This is a genomic window from Streptomyces niveus (genome assembly GCF_001723055.1).
Taxonomy (GTDB): domain Bacteria; phylum Actinomycetota; class Actinomycetes; order Streptomycetales; family Streptomycetaceae; genus Streptomyces; species Streptomyces niveus.
In genome coordinates this window covers 1-23,840 of record NZ_MDCR01000100.1, presented here as the reverse complement: position 1 = coordinate 23,840, position 23,840 = coordinate 1, and the positions used below count along the sequence as shown (strand labels likewise).

The 23,840-nt window shown below is 71.3% G+C and carries 21 protein-coding genes; 16 read left to right on the top strand and 5 right to left on the bottom strand.

Translation table 11 applies throughout. The features are described from left to right. Window positions 1–162: 162 nt before the first annotated feature. From BHU15_RS13630 to ppk2, 7 genes are all read left to right on the top strand, one after another. On the top strand, window positions 163–1,377 hold the full coding sequence (locus BHU15_RS13630; protein ID WP_069627421.1) for a DegT/DnrJ/EryC1/StrS family aminotransferase: 1,215 nt from the start codon (window positions 163–165) through the stop codon (window positions 1,375–1,377). Further along, window positions 1,374–2,573 carry a DegT/DnrJ/EryC1/StrS family aminotransferase gene (locus BHU15_RS13625; RefSeq protein ID WP_023541016.1) on the top strand — a complete coding sequence of 400 codons (1,200 nt, stop codon included), beginning with the start codon at window positions 1,374–1,376 and terminating at the stop codon, window positions 2,571–2,573. Before BHU15_RS13630 ends, BHU15_RS13625 begins: the two co-directional genes overlap by 4 nt. Before the next feature lie 87 nt (window positions 2,574–2,660). Continuing rightward, a complete protein-coding gene (locus BHU15_RS13620) occupies window positions 2,661–3,926 on the top strand; it encodes a nucleotide sugar dehydrogenase (RefSeq protein ID WP_069627420.1) in 1,266 nt (421 codons plus the stop codon). A gap of 44 nt (window positions 3,927–3,970) precedes the next feature. Next, window positions 3,971–5,935: an FAD/NAD(P)-binding protein gene (locus tag BHU15_RS13615; RefSeq protein WP_069627419.1), complete on the top strand. Its 1,965-nt coding sequence runs from the start codon at window positions 3,971–3,973 to the stop codon at window positions 5,933–5,935. A 38-nt stretch (window positions 5,936–5,973) separates the two neighbouring features. Next, complete coding sequence (locus BHU15_RS13610) at window positions 5,974–7,449, top strand: nitrosuccinate lyase (RefSeq protein WP_069627418.1); 1,476 nt, start codon at window positions 5,974–5,976, stop codon at window positions 7,447–7,449. Window positions 7,450–7,580: 131 nt separating this feature from the next. Beyond that, complete coding sequence (locus BHU15_RS13605; RefSeq protein ID WP_069627417.1) at window positions 7,581–7,787, top strand: hypothetical protein; 207 nt, start codon at window positions 7,581–7,583, stop codon at window positions 7,785–7,787. Then, entirely contained in the window at window positions 7,774–8,751 is a 978-nt protein-coding gene (gene ppk2 / locus BHU15_RS13600) for a polyphosphate kinase 2 (protein WP_069627416.1), read from the top strand. Before BHU15_RS13605 ends, ppk2 begins: the two co-directional genes overlap by 14 nt. Here the strand turns inward: ppk2 and BHU15_RS13595 are convergent. Then, entirely contained in the window at window positions 8,742–9,947 is a 1,206-nt protein-coding gene (locus BHU15_RS13595; RefSeq protein WP_069627415.1) for a phospholipase D-like domain-containing protein, read from the bottom strand. The genes ppk2 and BHU15_RS13595 overlap by 10 nt on opposite strands. Window positions 9,948–10,239: 292 nt before the next feature. Next, a complete protein-coding gene (locus BHU15_RS13590) occupies window positions 10,240–10,881 on the bottom strand; it encodes a phosphoribosylanthranilate isomerase (RefSeq protein ID WP_247748453.1) in 642 nt (213 codons plus the stop codon). 49 nt (window positions 10,882–10,930) lie between these two features. On the opposite strand from BHU15_RS13590, the gene BHU15_RS13585 reads away from it, so the two are divergent. Next, on the top strand, window positions 10,931–11,899 hold the full coding sequence (locus BHU15_RS13585) for an AMP-binding protein (protein WP_209269076.1): 969 nt from the start codon (window positions 10,931–10,933) through the stop codon (window positions 11,897–11,899). Here the strand turns inward: BHU15_RS13585 and BHU15_RS13580 are convergent. Continuing rightward, a complete protein-coding gene (locus BHU15_RS13580; RefSeq protein WP_069627414.1) occupies window positions 11,886–13,187 on the bottom strand; it encodes a M6 family metalloprotease domain-containing protein in 1,302 nt (433 codons plus the stop codon). The genes BHU15_RS13585 and BHU15_RS13580 overlap by 14 nt on opposite strands. 245 nt (window positions 13,188–13,432) lie before the next feature. Here BHU15_RS13580 and BHU15_RS13575 point away from each other — a divergent pair, with 245 nt between their 5' ends. Together BHU15_RS13575 and BHU15_RS13570 are read left to right on the top strand one after the other, a co-directional pair. Then, window positions 13,433–14,083: a TetR/AcrR family transcriptional regulator gene (locus BHU15_RS13575; protein WP_023541026.1), complete on the top strand. Its 651-nt coding sequence runs from the start codon at window positions 13,433–13,435 to the stop codon at window positions 14,081–14,083. A gap of 221 nt (window positions 14,084–14,304) precedes the next feature. Continuing rightward, a complete protein-coding gene (locus BHU15_RS13570) occupies window positions 14,305–15,852 on the top strand; it encodes an MFS transporter (RefSeq protein ID WP_069627413.1) in 1,548 nt (515 codons plus the stop codon). Window positions 15,853–15,960: 108 nt separating this feature from the next. Here the strand turns inward: BHU15_RS13570 and BHU15_RS13565 are convergent, their stop codons facing one another. Next, window positions 15,961–16,458: a MarR family winged helix-turn-helix transcriptional regulator gene (locus tag BHU15_RS13565; RefSeq protein ID WP_023541028.1), complete on the bottom strand. Its 498-nt coding sequence runs from the start codon at window positions 16,456–16,458 to the stop codon at window positions 15,961–15,963. A gap of 105 nt (window positions 16,459–16,563) precedes the next feature. Between BHU15_RS13565 and BHU15_RS13560 the strand changes: the two genes are divergently transcribed. From BHU15_RS13560 to BHU15_RS13540, 5 genes are all read left to right on the top strand, one after another. After that, window positions 16,564–17,346, top strand: a complete 783-nt coding sequence (locus tag BHU15_RS13560; protein ID WP_023541029.1) for a dioxygenase family protein — start codon at window positions 16,564–16,566, stop codon at window positions 17,344–17,346. Window positions 17,347–17,516: 170 nt separating this feature from the next. Beyond that, window positions 17,517–18,806 carry a sugar ABC transporter substrate-binding protein gene (locus BHU15_RS13555; RefSeq protein ID WP_023541030.1) on the top strand — a complete coding sequence of 430 codons (1,290 nt, stop codon included), beginning with the start codon at window positions 17,517–17,519 and terminating at the stop codon, window positions 18,804–18,806. A gap of 55 nt (window positions 18,807–18,861) precedes the next feature. Further along, window positions 18,862–19,809, top strand: coding sequence for a carbohydrate ABC transporter permease (locus BHU15_RS13550; protein ID WP_023541031.1), 948 nt, complete (start codon window positions 18,862–18,864; stop codon window positions 19,807–19,809). Next, entirely contained in the window at window positions 19,806–20,633 is an 828-nt protein-coding gene (locus BHU15_RS13545) for a carbohydrate ABC transporter permease (RefSeq protein WP_069627412.1), read from the top strand. Before BHU15_RS13550 ends, BHU15_RS13545 begins: the two co-directional genes overlap by 4 nt. Beyond that, on the top strand, window positions 20,630–22,129 hold the full coding sequence (locus BHU15_RS13540; RefSeq protein ID WP_069627411.1) for a glycoside hydrolase family 3 N-terminal domain-containing protein: 1,500 nt from the start codon (window positions 20,630–20,632) through the stop codon (window positions 22,127–22,129). Before BHU15_RS13545 ends, BHU15_RS13540 begins: the two co-directional genes overlap by 4 nt. Before the next feature lie 21 nt (window positions 22,130–22,150). Here the strand turns inward: BHU15_RS13540 and BHU15_RS13535 are convergent, their stop codons facing one another. Beyond that, window positions 22,151–22,846, bottom strand: coding sequence for a type 1 glutamine amidotransferase domain-containing protein (locus BHU15_RS13535; protein ID WP_171908365.1), 696 nt, complete (start codon window positions 22,844–22,846; stop codon window positions 22,151–22,153). A gap of 451 nt (window positions 22,847–23,297) precedes the next feature. Between BHU15_RS13535 and BHU15_RS13530 the strand changes: the two genes are divergently transcribed. Continuing rightward, the coding region (locus BHU15_RS13530; protein WP_141726817.1) for a sigma-70 family RNA polymerase sigma factor at window positions 23,298–23,840 on the top strand (543 nt) is incomplete at its 3' end.

Below are 23,840 nucleotides of genomic sequence, written 5' to 3'. Positions count from 1 at the left end.
GCAGAGTTCTGCACGCGCTTGCCTGCGTCGCCCTCCGCAATTGCCAATGGATTGCCGGGTGATTGCTATCGAAGGCGTGTCGGCGGTCCGTCTACGTTCGAACGGCTGAGATCAGTACCGAGATGCGCCGAACCGACAGACCGCCGAGACGAGTGGAGTGAAATGAACAGCAAGGCGATGCCTGTTCCGGCGAGCACCGTCCCGTTCTTCACACAGGCGGAATCCTTCGAGCGGCAGTGGCCCCGGCTGAGTGCCTATCTCGACGAGATCTGCGAATCGGGGACGTATTCGAACGGGCCCAGGACCGCCGAGCTGGAGGCCGCCCTGCGCGAGTACACCGGGGCCCGGCACGCCATCGCCGTCGGCAACGGCACCGACGCGCTCGTGCTGCTGCTGCGCGCGGCGGGGGTCGGGCCCGGCGACGAGGTGATCGTGCCGGCGTTCAGCTTCTTCGCGTCGGCCAGTTCGGTGGCGCTCGTCGGGGCGGTCCCGGTCTTCGTGGACGTCGACCCGCTCACCTACAACCTCGACCCGGCGGCGCTGGAGGCGGCGGTCACCCCGCGCACCAAGGCCGTCATGCCGGTGCATCTGTTCTGCCAGCCCGCCGACATGGCCTCGGTGCTCACCGTGGCCGAACGGCACGGGCTGCTCGTCCTGGAGGACAGCGCCGAGGGCATCGGGATGAGGCTCGGCGGCCGGCACACCGGACTGATCGGGGCGGGCGGCGTGCTGTCGTTCTTCCCCACCAAGACGCTGGGCGCGCTCGGCGACGCGGGCATGGTGCTGACCGACGACGACGCGCTCGCCGGGGCCGTACAGCGGCTGCGCGACCACGGCCGCCCGGCCCTGGCCCCCGCTCCCGCCACCAAGGCGCCGACCGCCCCGGCCGCCCGCGCCGAGTACGCCCGGCAGGGTGAACTGCCGGGCACCAACAGCAAGATGGACGAACTCCAGGCCGCGGCGCTGCTCACCAAACTGACCACGCTGGACGACGACATCCGCCGCCGCGCGGTGCTGGCCGACGCCTACACCCGCCGGCTGCGCGGCATCCCCGGCGTCCGCAGGCTGCCGACGGTGGTGGAGCGCGGCGAGCCGGTGGATCCCGTCTTCTACGTCTATCTGATCGAGACCGACCGGCGCGACGCGCTCGTCTCGCACCTCGCCGCGGCGGGCATCGGCACCGAGACGTACTACCCGCTGCCGCTGCACCTCCAGCCGTGCTTCGCCCATCTCGGCCACCAGGAGGGCGACTTCCCGCACGCCGAGGCGGCGAGCCACCGCACCGTCGCGCTGCCGCTCTACCCCGAGCTGACCCTCGCACGGCTCGGCCGGGTGTGCGACGCCGTCCGCTCCTTCTTCACCGGGAGTACGTCATGACCACCGAGACATCGCCCGCCCAGTCGGCCAAGGGTCAGGCCCCGGCGGCGCCCGCCGCCCCGGTCGCGGCCTCCGACGCAGTCCCCTACGCGCACACCCGGCTCCCCGACACCGAGCGGGAACTGCTGCGCGAGGTGCTGTACGAGGTCGGCACCGACCCCGAGCAGAAGTTCATCCTCGGCCGCCGCACCGCCGAGCTGGAGCGACGGCTGGCCGACCGCGCCGATGTGCGCGACGTCGTCGCCTGCGCCAGCGGTACCGGCGCGCTGACCCTCGCCCTGCGCGCCGTCGGCGTCGTCCCCGGCGACGAGGTGATCGTGCCCGCGTTCGGCGCCGAGCCGCTGGCCGCGACGGTGCTCGGCGTCGGCGCGGTGCCGGTCTTCGCCGACGTCGACCCGGTGACGATGGTCCTGGACCCGGTCGACGCGGAGAGCCGGGTGACCGACCGTACCCGCGCCGTCGTACCGGCCCACACCTTCACGACGATGGCCGACATGCCCGCGATCCGGTCCTTCGCGCGCCGCCGCGGGATCGCGGTCGTCGAGGACGCGGCGGTGGGCCAGGGCGCGACCCTGGGCGGCCGGGCGGCCGGCGCGTGGGGGGACGTCGGGCTCTACTCGTTCTTCCCGGTCAAGCCGTTCGGAATGCCGGGCGAAGGCGCGGTCGTCCTCACCGACGACGCCGAACTCGCCGCGCGGGTACGGCGGTTGCGCAACCACGGGCAGGACGGCGTGCAGCGCTTCGTGCACCACGAGGTCGGCTTCAACAGCCGCTTCGACGAGGTCATGGCCGGCTTCCAGCTCGGCCGCCTGGAGCGCGCCGACGCCATGATCACCCGCCGCGCCGCCGTCGCCGGGCACTACAACGCGCGCTTCGCGGCACTGCGCGGGCGCGGTCTGCTCGCCCCGACCGGCGGCGCCGACGGCCAGTGCCACTACGTCTACGCCGTACAGACCATCTGCCGGGACGCGCTCGCCACGCACCTCGCGGCGCACGGCATCGGCAGCCGCGTCTACTACCCGGTGCCGCTGCCCAGGCTGGCCGCCTTCGCGGCGTACGCGGGACAGGGCGCGGACGGGCGGCGTCCGGGCGCGGAGCTGGCGAGCGCACGGCATCTCGCGCTGCCGCTGAATCTGAATCTGACGGACAGTCAGGTGGAGCGGACGGCCGACGTCGTCTGCGCGTTCTTCGACTGACCTGGGCCGAGGCCAACGCCAACGCCGAGGCCCCAAGTCCCGGATCCGCTCTGACCAACTGACCCACTTCCTCCGACGGGAGCAACCGTGAAAAGCAAGGTCGTCGTAGTCGGGCAGGGGTACGTGGGCCTGCCGCTGGCAGTCCGGGCCGCGCTGGCCGGCCACCAAGTGGTCGGCTACGACGTGGACACGGACCGCGTCAAACGCCTCATCAGCGGCGAGTCCTACGTGGAGGACATCCCCGACGCACAGCTCGCCGTCCTGCTCGACCAGGGCTCCTACCTGCCCACCACCGACCCCGACGACCTCGACGGCTTCGACATCGCCGTCGTCACCGTCCCCACCCCGCTGCGCGACGGCGCGCCCGACCTCTCCTACATCGAGTCGGCCGCCCACACCCTCGCGGGCCGGCTGCGCCCCGGCGCGACCGTGGTCCTGGAGTCCACCACGTACCCCGGCACCACCGTCGAACTGCTCGTCCCGCTCCTTGAGGAGGGCTCGGGGCTGACCGCGGGCGACGACTTCCACCTCGGCTACAGCCCCGAGCGCATCGACCCCGGCAACCCCACCTGGCGTCTGGAGAACACGCCCAAGGTGGTGTCCGGCATCGACGCGGCGTCCCTCACCGCCGTACAGACCTTCTACGACACCATCACCAGCACCACCGTGCCCGTGCGCACCACCGAGGTCGCCGAGCTGTCCAAGCTGATCGAGAACACCTTCAGGCACGTCAACATCGCGCTGGTCAACGAGATGGCGATGTACGCGCACGAACTCGGCGTCGACGTCTGGGAGGCGCTGGACGCCGCCGCCTCCAAGCCCTTCGGGTTCATGCGCTTCACCCCGGGACCCGGCGTCGGCGGGCACTGTCTGCCGGTCGACCCGGAGTATCTGTCCTGGCGGGTACGGCGCTCGCTCGGCCGCCGCTTCGAGTTCGTCGAACTCGCCAACCACATCAACGGACACATGCCCGACCATGTCGTCCAGCGGCTGCTGCTCGCCTTCAACGCCCGCCGCAGGCCGCTCGCGGGATCCCGCGTCCTGCTGCTCGGCCTCGCGTACAAGCCGAACACCGGCGACGCGCGCGAGTCGCCCGCGCTGCGGGTGGCCGAACTGCTGCTGGGGCTCGGCGCCGACGTGCGCGCGGCAGACCCGTACGTGGTCGAGGCGGTGACCGTGGACAGCAAGCTGACCCGCTGCGACTTCTCCGAGGCGGAGCTGTCCGCGGCAGACGCGGTGGTGCTGCTGACCGACCACGACGCCTTCGACTACGAACTGGTCGCGCGCGCCTCGGACTTCGTACTGGACTGCCGGCACCGGCTGGAGACCGGCCCCACCGTCGAAGTGCTCTGACGGGCCCCAGGGATGTCCAACGGGAGACGGAGACGGAGACTTACGTGAGTGACGGACATCTGGAGGTCTGCGTCGTCGGCGGCGGACCCCGTGGCCTCTCGGTCCTGGAACGGCTCTGCGTCAACGCCCGCCACCGCCCGGCGTCCACGCTCGTCGTGCACGTCGTGGACCCCCACCGCCCCGGCGCCGGCGGCGTGTGGCGCACCGACCAGTCCCACCACCTGCTGATGAACACCGTCGCCTCGCAGGTCACGCTGTTCACCGACGAGAGCGTCGAGATCGAGGGCGAACTCGCCCCGGGCCCCAGCCTGTTCGACTGGGCGGCCCGGCTCGGCGACGGGCCGGGGGAGGCGTACGACGACCAGGTCCGCGCCGAGGCCCGCGACCTCACCCCGGACTCCTACCCGACCCGCGCGTTCTACGGCCACTACCTGGAGTGGGTCTTCCGGTACGTCGTCGGCACCGCGCCCGCGCACGTGCGCGTCGTCGTCCACCCGAAGCGGGCCGTCCGGCTGTACGGGGGGCAGCCGGACGGCCCGCAGAGCGTGCTGCTCGCCGACGGCACCCGTCTCGACGGCCTCGACGCGGTCGTCCTCGCCCAGGGCCATCTCCCGGTCACCGGCGGCCCCGGCGAGCGCGAACTCACCGACTTCGCACAGGCCCACTCCCTCACCTACGTACCGCCCGCCAACCCCGCCGACACCGACCTGTCCGCCGTCCGGCCCGGCGAGGCCGTCGCGCTGCGCGGACTCGGGCTGAACTTCTTCGACCACCTGACGCTGTTCACCCTCGGCCGGGGCGGCACCTACACGCGCCAGGGCGACCGGCTCGTGTATGGCCCTTCGGGGCGCGAACCGCGCCTGTACGCCGCTTCCCGGCGCGGCATCCCGTACCACTCGCGGGGCCGCAACCAGAAGGGCGCGCACGGCCGCCACATCCCCCAGGTCCTCACCCCGGCCGAACTGGACCGGCTGCGCACCGCCGCCCGGCTCGGCGGCGGGCTCGACTTCGGGCGCGACCTGTGGCCGCTGATCGCCAAGGAGGTCGAGACCGTCTACTACACGGCGCTGCTCGCCCGGCGCGTCGGCGGGCCGGAGGCGGACCGGTTCGCCGCCCGGTATCTGGGACCGGCCTGGGGATCCGCCGAGGAGTCCGACCTGCTCGACGCGTACGGCATCGGCCCCGACGACCACTGGGACTGGAAATACCTCTCCGCGCCCCACGCCGACCAGGGATTCCGGGGCCCGGCGGACCACCGCGACTGGCTGCTCGGCATTCTCCGCCGGGACCTCGCCGAGTCCGCGGCGGGCAACGTCGAAGGGCCCCTGAAGGCCGCGCTCGACGTGCTGCGGGACCTGCGCAACGAGATCCGGCTGGTGGTCGACCACGGCGGACTGACCGGCGGCTCCCACCGCGACGACCTGGAGCGCTGGTACACCCCGCTCAACGCGTTCCTGTCCATCGGCCCGCCCTCGATACGCATCGAGCAGATGATCGCGCTCATCGAGGCCGGGGTGCTGACCGTCCTCGGCCCCGGCATGCGCGTCTCCACAGACACCGATACCGGCACGTCCGGCGGCGTCTTCACCGTCGAGGCGCCCGCCGTACCCGGCTCCCTCACCCGCGTCACGACCCTCGTCGAGGCCCGGCTCCCCGAGCCCGACCTGCGCAGGACGACCGACCCGCTGCTGGCTGACCTGCTGGCCACCGGGCAGTGCCGCCCGTACGCGATAGCCGACCCGCGACTCGGCGCGTACGAGACCGGCGGCCTCGCCGTCACGCCCCGGCCCTACCGGCTGGTGGACATCGAGGGCCGCGCCCACCCGCGGCGCTTCGCGTACGGCGTGCCGACGGAGGCCGTGCACTGGGCGACCGCCGCCGGGGTGCGGCCCGGCGTCAACTCGGTGACACTCGGGGATTCCGACGCCATCGCGCTGGCGATCCTGGCCCTGCCGGCGGGCCCGCCGCGGCCCCCGGTCACGGACCACGAGAAGTCCCGCACGACCTGACGGGCTCATTGGGAGGGCAAGTTGACGAGGAATCAGATATGACGAGCAGCCAGATCAGCTCCGACACCGGGCTGTTCTCCCCGGTCCGGGCCGGCACCCCCGCCGAGGCCGCCACCACCGACACCGCGTGCCTCCAGGCCATGCTCGACACCGAGGCGGCCCTGGCCCGGGTCCAGGCCCGGCTCGGAGCCGTACCCGAGTCCGCCGCCGGCGCCATCACCGCCGCCGCGCGCGCCGAACACTTCGACCTGCCCGAACTGGCCGTCCAGGCGCGCGGCGCCGCCAACCCGGTCGTCCCGCTCGTCCGCCGGCTCACCGCGCTGGTCGCCGCCAAGGACGCGGACGCCGCGCACAGCGTCCACCAGGGCTCCACCAGCCACGACATCCTCGACACCGGCCTGATGCTGGTCGCCGCGCGCACCCTGGACCTGATCCTGGCCGACCTGGACCGTACCGCCGACGCGCTGGCCCGCCTCGCCGCCCGGCACCGCGACACCCCCATGGCCGCCCGCACCCTCGGCCAGCACGCCGTCCCCACCACCTTCGGCCTCAAGGCGGCCGGCCGGCTCCAGGGCGTACTCGACGCGCGCGACCGGCTGCGCGGGGTGCGCGAGGCGGGCCTGCCGGTCCAACTCGGCGGCGCGGCGGGCACGATGGCCGGATATCTGGAGTACGCGCTCCTGCACGTACCGGACGCCGCCGACGACGGAGGCCGGCGGTACATCCAGGAGCTGCCCGCCGCGCTCGCCGCCGAGCTGGGGCTCGCCGAACCGCTCGTGCCCTGGCACACCGTCCGTACCCCCCTCGCCGACCTCGGGGCGGCGCTCGCCCTGCTCACCAGCGCCCTCGGCTCCCTCGCTTCCGACGTCCAGCTGCTCTCGCGCACCGAGACGGGCGAGGTCGCCGAACCGGCCGCCGAGGGCCGGGGCACGTCCTCCGCCATGCCGCACAAGCGCAACCCCGCCCTCTCGGCGCTGATCCGCTCCGCCGCCTACCAGGTGCCCTCCCTCGTGGGCACCCTCATGCAGGTGTCGGTCCACGACGACGAGCGGCCCGCCGGCGCCTGGCACGCCGAATGGCTGCCGCTGCGCGACTGTCTGCGCCTGGCCGGCGGCGCGGCGCACACCGCCGCCGAACTGACCGAGGGGTTGACCGTCCACGAGGACCGGATGCGGGCCAATCTCGACCTCACCGGCGGCCTGGTCGTCTCCGAACGCCTCGCGGCCCTGCTGTCCGTGGAACTCGGCCGGGCGGAGGCGAAGACACTGCTGGCCCGCGTGTCGGCCGAGGCGGCGACCACCGGCCGCCACCTCGCGGACGTCCTGGCCGAGGCCCCGGCCCTGACCGGCCGCCACTCGGCCGCCGGTCTGCGCGAGTTGTCGGACCCGGCGCACTACACGGGGGCGGCGGGCCAGTTGGTGGACCGGGTGCTGGACCGCTACGAGGGTGAGAGGGCGACGGGCCGGTCAGCTCCCGGCCAGTCAACTAGCTTGTCAAGATCGAGCCCTATGTAAGGATGAGCCAGGCCGTTTCTGAGAAGTGGCGTCGTCCGCCCGAACGGCGGACGGGACTTCTCGGACACGGCCCGGTCGCCCGGCAATGGGCCGCGCGGCCCGTACGACTCCCTTTCCCTGGATGGTCTTGGATGCAGAGCTCTCAGCGTCGTATCGTCCGAACCGCGCCTCTTCCCGTCGCAGATGAGACCGTTTCGCGTCCGCAGCACAGCGACCTCTTCCTGGAGGCGCACTACACCGTCGAACTCCCCCCGATCGAGGACGAGCCGGACTTCGACGGCTCCGCTGTCCCCGACCCCGGCGCCTACCGGGGAGGGCGCCCCCATGCCGGCGGGTGACAAGGGCCAGGACGCCGGGCCGGACGCCCTCCTCGACGGGCTGACCGTCGACGACCGGAATCCGGAGCAGCCCCTCCTGCTCGACAAGTCCGGCCGCCCCGTGCGGACATGGCGGCAGAACTACCCGTACGACAAGAAGATGCGCCGCCGCGAGTACGAGCGGACGAAGCGCACCCTCCAGATCGAACTGCTCAAACTCCAGCGCTGGGTCAAGGACACCGGCCAGCGCGTGGTGGTGGTCTGCGAGGGCCGGGACGCCGCGGGCAAGGGCGGCACCATCCAGCGGTTCACCGAGCGGCTCAACCCGCGTGGCGCCCGCGTGGTGGCCCTGGAGAAGCCCACCGAGCGAGAAGCGGGGCAGTGGTACTTCCAGCGGTACGTGGCACATCTGCCGTCCGCGGGGGAGATCGTCTTCTTCGACCGGTCCTGGTACAACCGGGCCGGCGTCGAGCGGGTGATGGGCTTCTGCACGGAGTATCAGTACGAGCACTTCCTGCGTCAGGCGCCGCAGTTCGAGCGGATGCTCACCGACGACGGCATCCTGCTCGTGAAGTTCTGGTTCTCCGTCTCGCACGACGAGCAGCGCACCCGCTTCGCGATCCGCCAGATCGACCCCGTACGGCAGTGGAAGCTCTCGCCGACCGACCTCGCGTCGCTCGACCTGTGGGACGCGTACACCGCCGCGAAGGTCGACATGTTCCGGGCCACCGACACCACGTACGCGCCGTGGACCGTGGTCAAGAACAACGACAAGAAGCGGGGCCGGCTGGAGGCCATGCGCAGCCTGCTGTGGCGGGTGGACTACGACCTGAAGGACGAGTCGGCCGTCGGCGAACCCGACCCGCTCATCGTCGGCCCGGCCGACACCCTGCTCGAAGCGGGCGAGGAGAGCACCGACCTGTCCCCGACACCGCTCGCCGGCCGCACCCACGGCCCCGGCGACCACCCGGAGCCTCAGAGGTAGCGGCGGATCGGGACCACGGACGCCTCCCGGGCCCGCTGTATCAGCGAGCGCCGCTTCCAGCGGCCCGGCGAGATCGGCTCGCTCACCGTCAGGTCCTCCTCGAAGTGCCCGTCGAGCACGGCGGTGAGGGCGGGGTCGAGTACGGCGAGCATGATCTCCTCGTCGTGGTCCAGCGAGCGCCGGTTGAAGTTGGTCGACCCGATGAGTGAGGCGACCGAGTCGACGGTGATGATCTTCGCGTGCATCATCGTCGGCTGGTACTGGTGGATCCGTACGCCGCACGCGGTCAGATCCTCGTAGTACCGCTGCCCCGCCAGCAGACAGACCCGCTTGTCCGTGTGCGGTCCCGGCAGCAGGATCTCGACCGAGACCCCGCGCCGGGCCGTCGCGCACAGCAGTTCCACGAAGTACTCGTCCGGCGCGAAGTACGCCGTCGCCAGCCGTACGCGCTCCTGGGCCGACTCCAGCATGACCCGGATCAGGGTCTGCATGTCCTGCCAGCCGATGCTGGCCGACCCGCGCACCACCTGCACGATCGCGTCGCCGTGCGCCTCCTGTGTGACGAACCGGTCGTGCGTGTCGAAGAGTTCGTCGTGGCCCTCCGCCCAGTTCTGGGTGAACGCGGCGGCTATCCCGTCCACCGCGGCCCCGCGTACGCGTACGTGGGTGTCCCTCCACTCGTGCTCGTTCCGCGCGTCGCCGCACCACTCCTCGGCGATGCCCACGCCGCCGGTGAACGCGGTCGTCTCGTCCACGACGAGCACCTTGCGGTGGCAGCGGTGGTTCTGCTTGAAGGGCGAGAGATACAGCGGCTCGCGGAACCAGGCCACCTGCACCCCGGCCCGCTCCATCGCCGCCAGCTGGTCCTTCTCTATCGGCCGGCTGCCGAAGCCGTCGAGCAGCAGCCGTACCCGCACCCCGGCCCGCGCCCGCTCACTGAGCGCCTGCGCGAACTGGTGGGCTATGTCGCCGCGCCAGTAGACGAACGTCATCATGTCGACGGTGTGCTCGGCGCCGCGGATGCTCTCCAGCATCGACGCGAAGATCTCGTCGCCGTTGCGCAGCGGGACGAGCGAGTTGCCCTCGGTCATGGCGATACCGATCAGGCGCTCCAGGCGCCGCCGTATGCGCCGGATCTTCTCGGTGGCCGTCGGTTCTGTGGTTCCCGGCTCGGTGGCCGTCTTCTCGGTGGTCATCGGCCCACCGATCTGACGGGCGGGAACAGCGGTGCTCGGGAGGACAGCGGCGGGAGAAACAAGGGGAACCCCTCTCGGACAGGACATGACCTAGGGCCTGTCGTTTGGATCTTGCCGGGCTCGCGTGCCCCGGCACCGCGCCCCGCCGCGTTGTCGTCGGTCGGCATGGCTCCGCCATGCCTCCCTCCTCCGCCTTGCGATCCACGGCACCAGACCCCGCTCACTCATCCGGCCTGATCCAAACGACAGGCCCTAGTCCCGGATGCCCCGGTCCTCGCCCGCCACGCTGTGTTCAGGAACGCATTCCCCGTACGCCGGTCAGGAACTTCTCGATCAGCCCGACGTCCTTGACGCCCCGGCTGGTCTCCACCCCGCTCGACACGTCGACGCCCCACGGCCGCAGCGCCGTCACCGCGTCCACCACGTTGTCCGGGGACAGACCGCCCGACAGCACCCACGACCCCGTCGGCTGCTCCGGCAGCGACTCCGGCGACCAGCGCTCGCCGGAGCCCGGCCTGGGCGAGTCGATGATGAGCATGTCCTCGCCGTACGCGCCCGCCGTCAGCGGGTCGCCCGACTCCGGCGAGGTGGCGCGGATGAGCCGGAAGCCGTCCGCGCGCAGCGCCGTGAACGCCTCCGGCGGCTCCCCGCCGTGCAGTTGGATCGTGTCCGCGCCCGCGACGGTCGCCGCCCGGCGCACCTCCTCCAGCGGCTCCCCGCGGAAGACCGCCACCTTCGCGACACCCGGCGGTACGAGCGCGGCCAGCGGGCGCGCCTCGGCGGGGGACAGCCGCCGGGGGCTCGTCGTCAGGATGAACCCGACGGCCGACGCCCCACCGGCCACGGCGGCCTCGACCTCCTCCGGCTTCCGCAGACCGCAGACCTTGACGTACAAGTGGTGCAACTGGAGCTCCTCGCTCGATGGATCCGACACGCGACTGGGCACGGCTCCACTTGAGAGTACGAAGAAAGCGAGACGTACGTTGCCGCACACCGCCGCCCTGACCGCCCCCGGAGCACCCTTCGAGGTCGTACGCGCCGAGAACGGCTCGCTCATGTACGCGGACGGGCCGCGCACCCTGCGGGAGTTCGTGGAGACGACCTGGGCGTACGGGGAGCGGCCCTTCCTCGTCGGCGACGACGGGGCCCACCTCCTTACGTACGGCGACTTCTTCGCCGCCGCGACCGCCCTGGCCAACCTCTTCGTGGACACCTACGGGCTGCGGCCGGGCGACCGGGCCGCCGTCCTGATGGGCGACCGGCCGGAGTGGCAGAGCGCCTTCTGGGCGACGCAGCTCGCCGGTCTGGTGGCCGTACCGCTCGGCGCGGCGTGGAGCGGGGACGAGCTGGGGCGCGTCCTTGACCACTGCGCGCCGGGCCTGCTGCTCGTGGACGGTGAACGGCTGCCGCTCGTCGCGGGGTGGGCGGAGCGTGCGCGGGCGCGCGTCGTGGTCCTCGGCCCCGGCCTGCCCGCGGACCTGCCCGCCCCCGACCGGTACGCGGCGCCGCCCGACATCGAGATCCGGGCCGAGTCCGACGCCACCATCGTCTACGGGTCACCGGCGGAGCCCCTGCGCGGCGCCGTCGCCACCCAGCTCGCGCAGGCGGGGGCCGCGATGGACGCCCGCTTCCGGGCCGCCGCCGACGCGCTCGACCGAGGGGAGCTGCCGGGTCTCGGCCCGGCCCCCGTCCTGCCGCTGCCCCGTCCCTTCTCACGTACCGCCGCGCTGCACGCGGTGTACGGCGCGATGGCGGCGGGCGGCGCGCTGGTCGTGGACGGACCGGGGGAGGCGGCGCCGCCTTCCCGGGGCACGCCCGCCATGGAGTCACGCCGCCCGGCGGAGACCGGTGAGCTGTGGCTGCGCGGTCAGTCGCTCCCGTACGCCTACTGGCGCGACGAGCGGGCCACCGCCGAGGCGTTCACCCCCGACGGCTGGGTCAGGACCGGCTGACGCGGACCCGGTAGCCGCCGTCCCGGCTCTTGCCGAGCACCGTGACGCTGACACCGGCGTCCCGGTCCCGGAACGTCTCACCGGGCCCGTACGGCGCGTCCGACAGCTCCGCGTGCACGTTGGGCCGGCGCGTACACCCGCCGCTGCGCTCCTCGCTGTCCGAGACGGTCACCGGGCCGCGCCCGGTGTCGACGTCGGACTCGACCCGGTAGATCAGCACGCCGGGCTTGCAGACGGCCTCGTCGTTGCCCGCGCGCGTGCGGACCTCGACCGCGTAGCCGGACTCCTCGGAGAGCGGCACGAACGCGAGCTTGTGCCCGCCGCGTTCGGCCAGTGGGGTGAGGTCGTGCTCGCTCACGCCGGGGGTGGACGCGCAGCTGATCTGCTCGTTGTCGAGCCAGCCGAGCTTCCACTTGTGCCAGCCCAGCAGGTCGTTGTTGGCCCCCCAGTCCTCGGACATGATGTCCCAGTGCCCGACCGTGCCGCCGCCGTCCATGGTGTAGAGGTCGGGGAGGCCGAAGACATGGCCGTTCTCGTGCGGCAGGACGCGGTAGCCGGTGCGGGCGTACGAGCCCGAGCCGTCGTCCTGCCTGCTGTAGACGAAGGACGTGTTGGCCAGCGGGACGCCGTCCGCCGTGGGGGCCTCGCCGTTGCCGGAGAACGTCACGGACAGGACGGTGTCGAGGGCCGAGGGACCGGCGTTGGGGGTGACGAGGATGTTGACGAGGTCGTACGCGCGGAAGTCCACCTCGGGGTCGGCCGCCGTCACGATGTCCTGGACGAGGCGCCGGTAGCCCGGCTCGTAAGGGGCGCCGCGCTCTATCCCGTACTCCTTGAACGGCAGCGGCATCCGCAGCCAGTCCTTCAGCGGGGCCTCGGGCCGGTAGTCCAGCCGCCCGTAGGAGCTGGTGCGGAACCACTGCGAGGTCTGCGGGAAGAACTCGCCGAGCCGGTCGGCGGCGCTGCCGGGGCCGGGCGCGTCGGAGAAGTCGACCATCAGGTTGAGCGCGCGGACCGTGCCGGTCGAGCGGGAGTAACCGGCGGGGGTGGGTATGCCCTCGGACATCTGGACGCCGGTGGCGACGGCGATACGGCACGGGACGAGGGCGGCTTCGTGCGAGGTGGAGACCGGCCCGGCGGAGGCCCGGGTGGAGAGCGGGAGCGTCGCGCTGGCGGTGGTGAGGCCGGCGAGGGTCAGGGTGGCGAGTGCGGCGAGCGCGCCGATGCGGCGGGGCCGGGCATGCCTGCCGCGACCTGCGGTTCCGCGTATCCGACGGGTGTGCTTCATCGGCCGCCTCCGGGTCAGCGGCAGTCGTCCGTGCTGACTGCTCTCCGTCCGATCACCCTGCGCCGGGCGGCGTGTCGGCGCTCGCTGGGTGCGCCGATCGTGGGGTTTTCACCGGGCCCCGCCGGGCCTGTGAGCCAGCTCACAGAGTTCGCCGAAATAACCGGGGAGGGCTTCCCCGTTTGCACCCGTGTCAAGGAAACCGGGGACACGTTCCCCACTTGTGTGAACCGAGGGAAGGGCCCGTCGTGACCACCGCTGCCGAATCCGACACGCGCCGCGTTCCGCGTCCGCGCGCGGACGCACTGCGCAACAGGGAGCGCATCGTGGCGGCGGCCCGCGAGATCCTCGTGGAGTCGGGCCCCGACGTGCCGCTCGACGAGATCGCGCGGCGCGCGGGTGTGGGCAACGCGACGCTCTACCGTCACTTTCCCGACCGGTCCGCGCTCATCCTTGACGTGGTTCACTCGGTCATGGCGCGCACCGCCGACCAGGCGGAGCGCTTCGCGGCCGAGGAATCCGACGCGTTCGTGGCGCTCAGCCGCTTCGTCCACGCGGCGGCCGACGAGCGGATCGGGGCCCTGTGCCCGCTGCTCTCCGGCAGTTTCAACTCCGAGCTGCCCCAACTGCACGCGGAACGCGAACGCCTCGAACTGGCCGTCGAAGGCCTCATGGAGCAGGCGCGCGCGGCAGGCAGGCTGCGCACCGACGTCGCGGTCGGTGACCTGATGGTGGCGCTCTCCCAGCTCACCCGTCCGCTGCCCGGTACCGGCTGTCTGAACATCGACCGCTTCACGCACCGGCATCTACAGCTGTTCCTCGACGGCCTGGAGGCGCCCGCGCGCTCCGAGCTGCCGGGTGCGGCGGCGACTCTGGAGGATCTGCGCCACGGTCGATGACGACCGGTGCCGCGCCTCCGGACCCAAGAACTTCTGTCCACGTAAGACCGCCGCGGCACACACCGCCGCGTATGACCACCACGCACCTCACTACGCAGCGCCGCCGACCTCGACCAAGTCGGGCGCTCCTTCGAACCACTCACCCGTAACCCGCGCGTAGGGCCGACCAGTGCGTCCCCGCGCCCGTTATGAACTCTTCGTACACATAGGCGGCCCTACCCATGTCAAAAACAGCCGAGACCCGGCTCCCGGACCCCCAGGTCCCCGAATCGGGACCTGATCCCAAGCGCTGGAAAGCCCTGGTCTTCATCGCCCTGGCCCAGCTGATGGTCGTGCTCGACGCGACGATCGTGAACATCGCGCTGCCCTCCGCCCAGCAGGACCTGGGCATATCCGACGGCAACCGCCAGTGGGTCATCACGGCGTACGCGCTGGCCTTCGGCGGTCTGCTGCTCTTCGGCGGACGTATCGCCGACCTGTGGGGACGCAAGCGCACCTTTGTCGTCGGCCTGCTCGGCTTCGCCGCCGCGTCCGCGATCGGCGGCGCCGCGACCAGCGAGGCGATGCTGCTCGGCTCCCGAGCCCTCCAGGGTGCGTTCGGCGCCCTGCTCGCGCCCGCCGCGCTCTCCCTGCTCGCCGTGACGTTCGGCGATCCCAAGGAGCGCGCCAAGGCGTTCGGCATCTTCGGCGCGATCGCCGGTGGCGGTGGCGCGGTCGGTCTGATCCTCGGCGGATTCCTCACCGAGTACCTGGACTGGCGCTGGACCTTCTTCGTCAACATCCCGTTCGCGATCGTGGCCGCCGTCGGCGCCTACTTCGTGATCCGGGAGCCCGCGGGCGGCCGTAACCGCAACCCGCTCGACATCCCCGGTGTCATCCTGTCCACGCTCGGCCTGGTCGCGCTGGTGTACGGCTTCACGCGCGCCGAGTCCGAGGGCTGGTCCGACCCGACCACCATCGGGATGTTCGTCGCCTCGGCCGTACTGCTCGCCACGTTCGTGGCGGTGGAGGCACGGGTGAAGTCCCCGCTGCTGCCGCTGCGCGTCCTGATGGAGCGCAACCGCGGTGGTGTCTACCTCTCGCTGGGCCTGGCCATCATCGGCATGTTCGGTCTGTTCCTCTTCCTGACCTACTACCTCCAGGTCGTGAAGGGCTACTCGCCGGTGCAGACCGGCTTCGCGTTCCTGCCGATGATCGTCGGCATGGTCACGGGCTCCACCCAGATCGGCGCCCGGCTGATGACCCGCGTGCCGCCGCGCCTGCTGATGGGCCCCGGCTTCCTGGTCGGCGCGACCGGCATGCTGCTGCTGACGCAGCTGTCGCTGGACACCTCGTACCCCGGTCTGATCCTGCCGGCGCTGGTGCTGCTCGGTCTGGGCATGGGTACGGCGTTCATGCCGGCCATGTCCCTGGCGACGCACGGCATCGAGCCGCGTGACGCGGGTGTCGCCTCGGCGATGGTCAACACCTCGCAGCAGGTCGGCGGCGCCATCGGTACGGCGCTGCTGAACACCGTGGCCGCCTCCGCCACCACCGCGTACGTCGCGGCGAACGCGGCGGGTGCGGGCGACGCCAAGCTGCTGGAGCTCCAGGCGATGGTGCACGGATACGCGAGCGCCATCTGGTGGGCGGTCGGCATCCTGGTCGTCGCCTCCGGTATCGCGTTCACCTTCATCAACACCGGCCGTCCCGGGAGCACCCAGGTGGCCAAGGGTGAGGGCGCCGAGGCCTCGGCCGAGGACGCCCCGGTCCCGGTGGTCATGCACTGACGCGACCGGGCTCGTCCCGCTCCACATCTGCCCTGGTACCGCTGCTTCGTCAGCGGCGCCGGGGCAGATGCGCGTTCAGGTGCCGCGCCCCGGTGTCGCGCCCCCGGGTCAGCGGCGCCAGGGCAGATCCGCGTCCGAACCGTCCGGCTGAAGCCCCTCGGCCAGCACCCGCATGATCTCCCCGAGCTGGGTCACCTGCTCCGGGCCGAGCCGGTCGAAGATCGCCTGCCGTACGGCGGCGACATGGCCGGGCGCGGACCGTTTCAGCACCGCGTCGCCCTCGTCCGTCAGGATCGCGTTCTGCCCGCGCCGGTCGGAGGGGCAGTCCTCGCGGCGTACCCAGCCGTTCTTCTCCAGCCGGGCTATCGCGTGCGAGAGCCGGGAGCGGGTGATCTTGGCGTTCTTGGCGAGCTGGGTCATCCGCAGCTGACGCTGCGGGGCGCGGGCCAGATGCACGAGCAGCGCGTAGTAGATGTGCGGCATGCCCGCGTCGCGCTGCAGCTGGCGGTCGAGATGATCCTCCAGCAACGTGGTGGCCTGGAGGTACGCCTGCCAGACGCCCTGTTCCTCGGCGCTGAGCCAGCGTGGCTGACCGTCGCTCTTCATGCTCCCCACCCTACGCGCTCCTTGAAAGTTGAACTAGATACAAGTAAGGTCCGGCTCAGTGAGTGTTTTAAGGTTCAAGTAGATGTTCACCGGCAGGGAGACGCCATGACCAGCACAGCCGAGCGCATGCCCGCCCTCTACCTCTCCCACGGCGCCCCGCCCCTCGCCGACGACCCTCACTGGCCCGGACAGCTCGCCGCCTGGTCCGCCGACCTGCCGCGCCCCCGGGCGATCCTGATCGTCTCAGCCCACTGGGAGGAGGCGCCGCTCGCCCTCGGTGCCACCGAGACCGTGCCGCTGGTCTACGACTTCTGGGGCTTCCCCGAGCACTACTACCAGGTGCGGTACGAGGCCCCCGGCGCCCCCGCCCTCGCCGACTCCGTCGAGAAGCTGCTGCGCGGCCCCGGTGTCCCCGTCCAGCGCGTCCCCGACCGGGGGCTCGACCACGGGGCGTACGTCCCGCTCGTCGAGATGTTCCCCGGCGCCGACATCCCCGTCCTCCAGATCTCCATGCCGACGCTCGACCCCCGCCAACTCCTCGCGATCGGCCGCAAGCTGGCCCCGCTGCGCGACGAGGGGGTCCTCGTCGTCGGCAGCGGATTCTTCACGCACAACCTGGCCGCGCTGCGGCACACCGGACCCGGAGTCCCGGGCTGGTCGGCCGAGTTCGACGCCTGGGGGCGGGAGGCGCTGCTCGCGCGGGACGTCGACGCGCTGCTCGACTTCACGCACAAGTCCCCGGCGGGGGCGCTCGCCCACCCGCGTACCGAGCACTTCGCGCCGCTGTTCGTGACGCTCGGCGCCGCCGAGGACGAGCTGGACTCCGTACGGAACGTCATCGACGGCTTCTGGATGGGGCTGGCCAAACGGTCGGTCCAGTTCGGCTGACCAGCCACGGCGCGCTCCCGGCGCACCCCCGGCGTACCCGCCAGTGGTCGGGCCAATGGCAGACGGGTTCAGATAGGCAACGGTTCGACATCCCCCTGGCCTATGGCCTTGACCGGGCATTCCGGCCTCCGTACCTTCCTGTGGTCTAGACATCCTGTTAGGGAGCGGCCATGCGGAAACATGTCATCGGGGCCCTTGTCGTCACCATGGCGCTCGGACTCTCTGCCTGCGGCAGTGGGGACTCGGGCGGGGACGGCGGCGAAACGTCGGGCAAGGGCAAGACCCTGACCGTATGGATCATGGAGGGGACCAACCCGGACCCCAAGCCCTTCTTCAACGAGGTCGCCGCGGCCTTCAAGAAGAAGACGGGCGCCACGGTCAAGGTCGAGTACCAGCAGTGGGCCACGGCGCAGAAGAAGTTCACCACCGCGATCGAGGGCGGACCGAGCCAGGTCCCCGACGTCGCCGAGGTCGGCACCACCTGGATCCCGCAGTTCGCCGAGACCGGCGGCCTCGTGGACGTGACCGACAAGGTGAAGGAATCGGGCCTCGGCGACGACCTGGTCGAGGGCCTGGCCGACGCGGGCACGCTGGACGGCAAGCAGTACGGCATGCCCTGGTACGCCGGTGTCCGCGGCCTCCTCTACCGCAAGGACATCTTCGAGAAGCACAACCTCAAGGCCCCGACCACCTGGAAGGAACTGCGCGACACCGCGCTGGTCCTGAAGGAGAAGGAGCCGGAGATGATCTCCTTCCCCGTCGCGGGCGGCGCGGAGATGTTCGCGACCCCGTTCGTCTGGGGCGCCGGCGGTGAACTGGCCGTCGACGAGGGCGGCAAGTGGAAGTCCGGCATCAACTCCCCCGAGTCGGTCAAGGGCATCACGTACTACACCGACCTCGCGAAGAAGGACAAGCTGTCCCCGGCGAAGGTCACCACCTGGACCGAGAAGGAGGTGGCGACCGACTTCCAGAAGGGGAAGATCGCGATGTCACTCTCCGGCAACTGGACGCCCAAGGCGTTCGTCCAGGCCGCCCCCGACCTTGAGGGCAAGCTCGCCGCCGCGCCGATCCCGGGTGAGACCGGCGGCATGAGCAAGTCCTTCCTGGGCGGCTCGTACCTCTCCACCTTCAAGGGCGAGAACCAGGACCTGGCCTGGGAGTACGTCAAGCTGGTCACCACCGGCGAGTTCGCCACCAAGTGGGCCGAGCAGACGAACTACTTCCCCGGTCAGAACTCCCTCCTCAAGGAGGTCCAGGCGAAGGCGGACCCGCTGGTCGCGCCGTTCGCCAAGCAGATGACCGAGGCCGGCGCGACCGTGCCCAAGACCCCCGCGTACGGCCAGATCCAGGCCACGCAGGTCGTCACGAAGATGATCCAGTCGATCCTGACGGACAAGCAGACCGTGCAGGAGGCCGCGGACCAGGCCGCCAAGGAGATGGACAAGATCTTTGCCTCCTGAGTCAGTCATCGAAGACTCGGCGCACGACGACGACGTGGCCGCGACGACTTCAGTGATGAAGTCGTCGCGGCCACGCGGCCCGCGTCCGAGCCCGACGCTGCGCCGCAAGCAGCTCGGTCGCACCACCCGCCCCTGGCTGCTGCTCCTGCCCTCCCTCGTGGTGCTGGCGGGGCTGCTCCTGTGGCCACTGGTCAAGGTCGGCATCCTGTCCGTCCAGGACTACGAGGTGAAGTTCGGTGGCGGCGTCGGTGTGTTCACCGGCCTCGACCACTACAAGGACCTGCTCACCGACGGCAATCTGTGGCGTACGGTCCTGCCCAACACCGTGTTCTTCGCGGTCGCCTGCGTGGCCCTGACGGTCGCGCTCGGCACCCTCGCCGCCCTGCTGCTCCAGCGGCTCGGCACCACCTGGCGGGTCATCTGCTCCACCGCGATCATGGCGGCCTGGGCGATGCCCGCCGTCACCGGCACCTACGTCTGGGTGTGGCTGTTCTCGGCGGGCGACGGCATGATGAGCCAGCTCGCGGGATCGCTCGGGCTCATCGACCCCGAGACCACCAACTGGTTCACCGAGCGGCTGTCCTTCTACGCCATCGCCACCCTCAACGTGGTGCACCACGGCTTCCCGTTCGTCGCCATCACCGTGCTCGCGGGGCTGCTGACGATCCCCAAGGAGCTGTACGAGGCGGGGATGATCGACGGCGCCAACGCCTGGCAGCGGTTCTGGAAGATCACCGTGCCCACCATCAAGCCGATCTTCCTGGTCGTCACCATCCTGTCGACCATCTGGGACTTCAAGGTCTTCACCCAGATCTATCTGATGCCGGGCGGCGCGGGCAGCAACGAAGAGGTCCTCAACCTGGGCGTGTGGTCCTACCAGCAGGCGTTCGCCCTGAACGACTACGGCGCGGGAGCGGCCACCGCCGTACTCCTCACGCTGCTCCTGCTGCTGATCACGATCGTCTACATCCGAACCCTCTTCAAGGAGAGTGACGAGCTGTGACCCGCACGACGACCGCCGGGCGGATCGGGCTCGCTGCCGCGGTGTTCGCGCTGCTCGTCTTCACGCTGTTCCCGGTGTACTGGATGGTCAGCACCGCGCTCGACCCGAACGCGATCACCCGGGGCGCCGACGTCCTGCCCAGCGGGATCAGCTGGGAGCACTTCACCTACATCTTCGAGCGCGGCAACTTCGGTCAGTTCCTGGCCAACTCGATGATCGTCGGGCTCGGCACCATCCTGATCTCCGGGCTGCTGGCGCTGTTCGCCGCCGTGGCCGTCGCCCGCTTCCGGTTCCGGTTCCGCACCTCCGTACTGATCATGGTGCTGATCGTGCAGATGGTGCCGCTGGAGGCGCTCGTCATCCCCCTCTTCCTACAGATGCGGGACTACGAGCTGCTGAACAGCCTCATCGGGCTGACCGTCGTCTACATCGCGCTGTCGCTGCCGTTCGCGATCTGGACGCTGCGCGGCTTCGTCGCGACGGTGCCCAAGGAGGTCGAGGAGGCCGCGTATCTGGACGGCTGCTCGTGGCCCCGGATGTTCTGGTCCGTCCTGCTGCCGCTGGTCGCGCCGGGCCTGGTCGCCACCAGCGTGTTCGCGTTCATCACCGCGTGGAACGAGTTCGTCTTCGCGTACACCTTCATGAAGGACGGCTCCAAGTACACGGCCGCCGTCGGCCTGTTCCAGTTCTTCGGCGAGAACTCCACGTCCTGGGGCCCGGTCATGGCCGGCTCCACCCTCATCACACTGCCGGTGCTGATCTTCTTCATCATCGTGCAGCGCCGCCTGGCGTCCGGACTCGCGGCCGGGGCGGTCAAGGGATGAGTCCCACCAACACGGACGCGTCGCTACGGCTCGTCAACGCCGTCCTGCTGCCCGGCTTCCACGGCACCGAGCCGCCCCCGTGGCTGCTCGACGCCGTCGACGCCGGGCTGGCGGGCGTCGTGTACTTCGCGCACAACGTGCCCGACCCGAAGACGGCCGCCGCCCTCTCGGCCACCCTGTACGCCCGCCGCGCCGACCTGATCGTGGCGAGCGACGAGGAGGGCGGCGACGTCACCCGCCTGGAGGCGGCGACCGGCTCCTCGTACCCCGGCAACGGCGCACTCGGCGAGGTCGACGACGCCGACGTCACCGAACGCGTCGCCCGCGCCATCGGCCACGACCTGCGCGCGGCGGGCATCGGTCTCAACCTCGCGCCCGACGTCGACGTCAACGCCGATCCGGACAACCCGGTGATCGGCATACGCGCCTTCGGCTCCGACGCCGCCCTGGTGGCCCGGCACTCCGCCGCGTACGTCACCGGCCTCCAGTCCGCCGGGGTCGCCGCCTGCGCCAAGCACTTCCCCGGCCACGGCGACACGGCCGTCGACTCGCACCTGAGGGTGCCCCACCTCTCCGCCGACCTCGACCTGCTGCGGCGGCGCGACCTGCTGCCGTTCAGCGCCGTGATCGCCGCCGGCAGCCGCTGTCTGATGACCGGGCACATCAAGGCCCTCCCCTTCGGCGACGCCCCGGCCTCGCTGAACCCGGAGGCCACCCGGCTGGCCCGCCAGGAGCTGGGCTTCACCGGCGCCGTCGTCACGGACGCGCTCGACATGGGCGCCGTCCTCGCCGACCCGGGCTTCGGGCCCGCTTGCGTCCAGGCCGTGCTCGGCGGGGCCGACCTGCTGTGCCTGGGCAACCCGGCGAGCGCCGAGGCCGCCGCGCTCTCGTACGCCACGGCCCGCGACGCGCTCCTCGACGCGCTGGCCACCGGTGTCCTGCCCGCCGACCGGCTCACCGACGCGGGCCGCCGCGCCCGCGAGCTGGCCGACTGGATCACGGCGGCCCGCGCCACGCCGCCGCCTCCCAAGGAGGACGCGCTGCCGCTCGCCGTGGCCCGTACCGCGCTGCGGGTACGCGGCAACGTGGCGCTCGGCCCGGCGCCGTACCTGATCGACCTGCGACAGCGCGTCAACCACGCGTCCGGCAGCCGCTCCCCGCATCTGAACCGCCTCCTCACCGAGGCCATGCCCGGCCTGACCGCCACCGGCGTACCGCCCGAGGGCCCGACCGCCACCCGCGCGGAAACCGCCCTCCAGGGCTCGGCGGGCCGCCCCCTGGTCGTCGTCGCCAGGGAGCCGCACCGGGACGCCGCCGAGACCGCGCTGCTGCGCGAACTGGTCGCACGCCGTCCCGACGCGGTCGTCGTCCTCACCGGCTGGCCGCACGCCGTGGACGCGCTGGCGGCCAACACGGTCGTCACCTACGGCTCGGGCCGCGTCAACGCCCAGGCGGCCGTGGAGCGCCTTCTGGGCGGCACCCCGCACGGCGGCTGAGCGGTACGCACCCGCGCGGGGTCACGCCAGGATCTGGAGCAGCCGCTCCGCCAGTACCTCGGCGGAAGCGGGATTCTGCCCGGTGATGAGGTTGCCGTCCTCCACCATGTACGGCTTCCAGGTCTCGCCGCGGCTGTAATCGACGCCGACCTTGTCCTTCAGGTCGTCCTCCAGCAGCCACGTCGCCCTGGAGGACAGCCCCACCCCGTCCTCCTCCTCGTTCGTGAAGCCCGTGACCTTGCGGCCCTTGAAGGGCGACTCCCCGTGGATCCTGGTGGCCAGCATCGCGGCGGGGGCGTGACACACGATCGCCAGCGGCCTCCCCGAGGCGAGCTGCGCCGTCAGCAGCCGGCCCGCGTCGGCGTCGAACGCCAGGTCCGACATCGGACCGTGGCCGCCCGGCAGATAGACCGCGTCGTAGTCCTCGAGACGGACGTCCGACAGCTTGAGCGGCCTGCGCATCGCCTCCGCGTCGCGGATGATCGCCTCCAGCTCAAGGGCTCCCTGTTCGCCGCCGGCCATCGCCGGGCGCAGGCTCATCATGTCGACAGTGGGGGTCACGCCGCCGGGTGTCGCGACCACGACCTCATGGCCGGCGTCCGTGATCGCCTTGTACGGGTTCGCGAACTCCTCGGCCCAGTAACCCGTCGCGTATCTCGTGCCGTCCTTGAGTACCCAGTACGTCGCTCCGCTCACGATGAAAAGCACCTTCGCCATCACGCGCCTCCTCACGACAGAGGGAATCGACCGTTTCCACCGTAGGCACGCGTTCCGCCCCGCGCATAAGGGCCGGCCGCGACCGAGGGCTCACCCGGAACGGACACCCCGAGCAACCTTGAGGCGGTGTGAGCCGTCTTCGGGGTAGGAGACGCGGTAACGGGTGGCGTCGCCGGGGAGTGAAGGCGCCGGTGCCGGGAGTGACCGTCGTCTCACGGGCGTAATGGTGGTGAATGTCTGTGAGTGCCGTCGGATCGTCCTCGATTCCGCTTCTGACCTGGACTTCCGCCCGGGCCGGCACCACACGTTCCCGCTCGGTGGCGGCACAGGGTACTGCATGATCACAAAATGAACGCACGCCATGGGAATTCTGTCCGGATTCCAGTCGTTGTTTCCAACGGATGCAGGGCACCCGGGAGGGTGTCGCGACCGACTCAGTAAGGGAGCTCGCATGGCAACCCGTGCCGTCGCCCGTCGTACCGCCACCGGTGGTCCGAAAGCGGCAAGCAGTGTTCGCGCCGTAGGCGGCGAGATCGCCGACCGCGACCTGGTCGGCATGTACCTCGACGAGATCGCGCGTACGCCGCTGCTCGACGCCGCCAAGGAGGTCGAGCTGTCCCAGACCATCGAAGCGGGCGTGTACGCGCAGCAGATTCTTGACGGAGTCGTGGAGAGCGAGGGCGCCGGCGCACAGCGCGAGGAGCTCGAAGCCCTCGTCGCCGCCGGTGAGCGCGCGAAGGACGTCTTCATACGCTCGAATCTCCGTCTCGTCGTCGCCGTGGCCCGACGCTACCCGCGCAGTGGACTGCCCCTGCTCGACCTCATCCAGGAAGGCAACGCCGGCCTGGTGCGCGCGGTCGAGAAGTTCGACTACGCCAAGGGATTCAAGTTCTCCACCTACGCGACCTGGTGGATCCGCCAGGCCATCACCCGGTCCATCGCGGACCAGTCCCGCACGATCAGGCTGCCCGTCCACCTCGTGGAGGAGCTCGGC

What these genes read in the sequence shown, in the direction of transcription:
- BHU15_RS13630 (WP_069627421.1), top strand. Translation starts at nt 163, where the DNA reads ATGAACAGCAAGGCGATGCCTGTTCCGGCGAGCACCGTCCCGTTCTTC.
- BHU15_RS13625 (WP_023541016.1), top strand. Translation starts at nt 1,374, where the DNA reads ATGACCACCGAGACATCGCCCGCCCAGTCGGCCAAGGGTCAGGCCCCG.
- BHU15_RS13610 (WP_069627418.1), top strand. Translation starts at nt 5,974, where the DNA reads ATGACGAGCAGCCAGATCAGCTCCGACACCGGGCTGTTCTCCCCGGTC.
- BHU15_RS13605 (WP_069627417.1), top strand. Translation starts at nt 7,581, where the DNA reads ATGCAGAGCTCTCAGCGTCGTATCGTCCGAACCGCGCCTCTTCCCGTC.
- ppk2 (WP_069627416.1), top strand. Translation starts at nt 7,774, where the DNA reads ATGCCGGCGGGTGACAAGGGCCAGGACGCCGGGCCGGACGCCCTCCTC.
- BHU15_RS13595 (WP_069627415.1), bottom strand. Translation starts at nt 9,947, where the DNA reads ATGACCACCGAGAAGACGGCCACCGAGCCGGGAACCACAGAACCGACG.
- BHU15_RS13580 (WP_069627414.1), bottom strand. Translation starts at nt 13,187, where the DNA reads ATGAAGCACACCCGTCGGATACGCGGAACCGCAGGTCGCGGCAGGCAT.
- BHU15_RS13570 (WP_069627413.1), top strand. Translation starts at nt 14,305, where the DNA reads ATGTCAAAAACAGCCGAGACCCGGCTCCCGGACCCCCAGGTCCCCGAA.
- BHU15_RS13565 (WP_023541028.1), bottom strand. Translation starts at nt 16,458, where the DNA reads ATGAAGAGCGACGGTCAGCCACGCTGGCTCAGCGCCGAGGAACAGGGC.
- BHU15_RS13560 (WP_023541029.1), top strand. Translation starts at nt 16,564, where the DNA reads ATGACCAGCACAGCCGAGCGCATGCCCGCCCTCTACCTCTCCCACGGC.
- BHU15_RS13555 (WP_023541030.1), top strand. Translation starts at nt 17,517, where the DNA reads ATGCGGAAACATGTCATCGGGGCCCTTGTCGTCACCATGGCGCTCGGA.
- BHU15_RS13550 (WP_023541031.1), top strand. Translation starts at nt 18,862, where the DNA reads ATGAAGTCGTCGCGGCCACGCGGCCCGCGTCCGAGCCCGACGCTGCGC.
- BHU15_RS13540 (WP_069627411.1), top strand. Translation starts at nt 20,630, where the DNA reads ATGAGTCCCACCAACACGGACGCGTCGCTACGGCTCGTCAACGCCGTC.
- BHU15_RS13535 (WP_171908365.1), bottom strand. Translation starts at nt 22,846, where the DNA reads ATGGCGAAGGTGCTTTTCATCGTGAGCGGAGCGACGTACTGGGTACTC.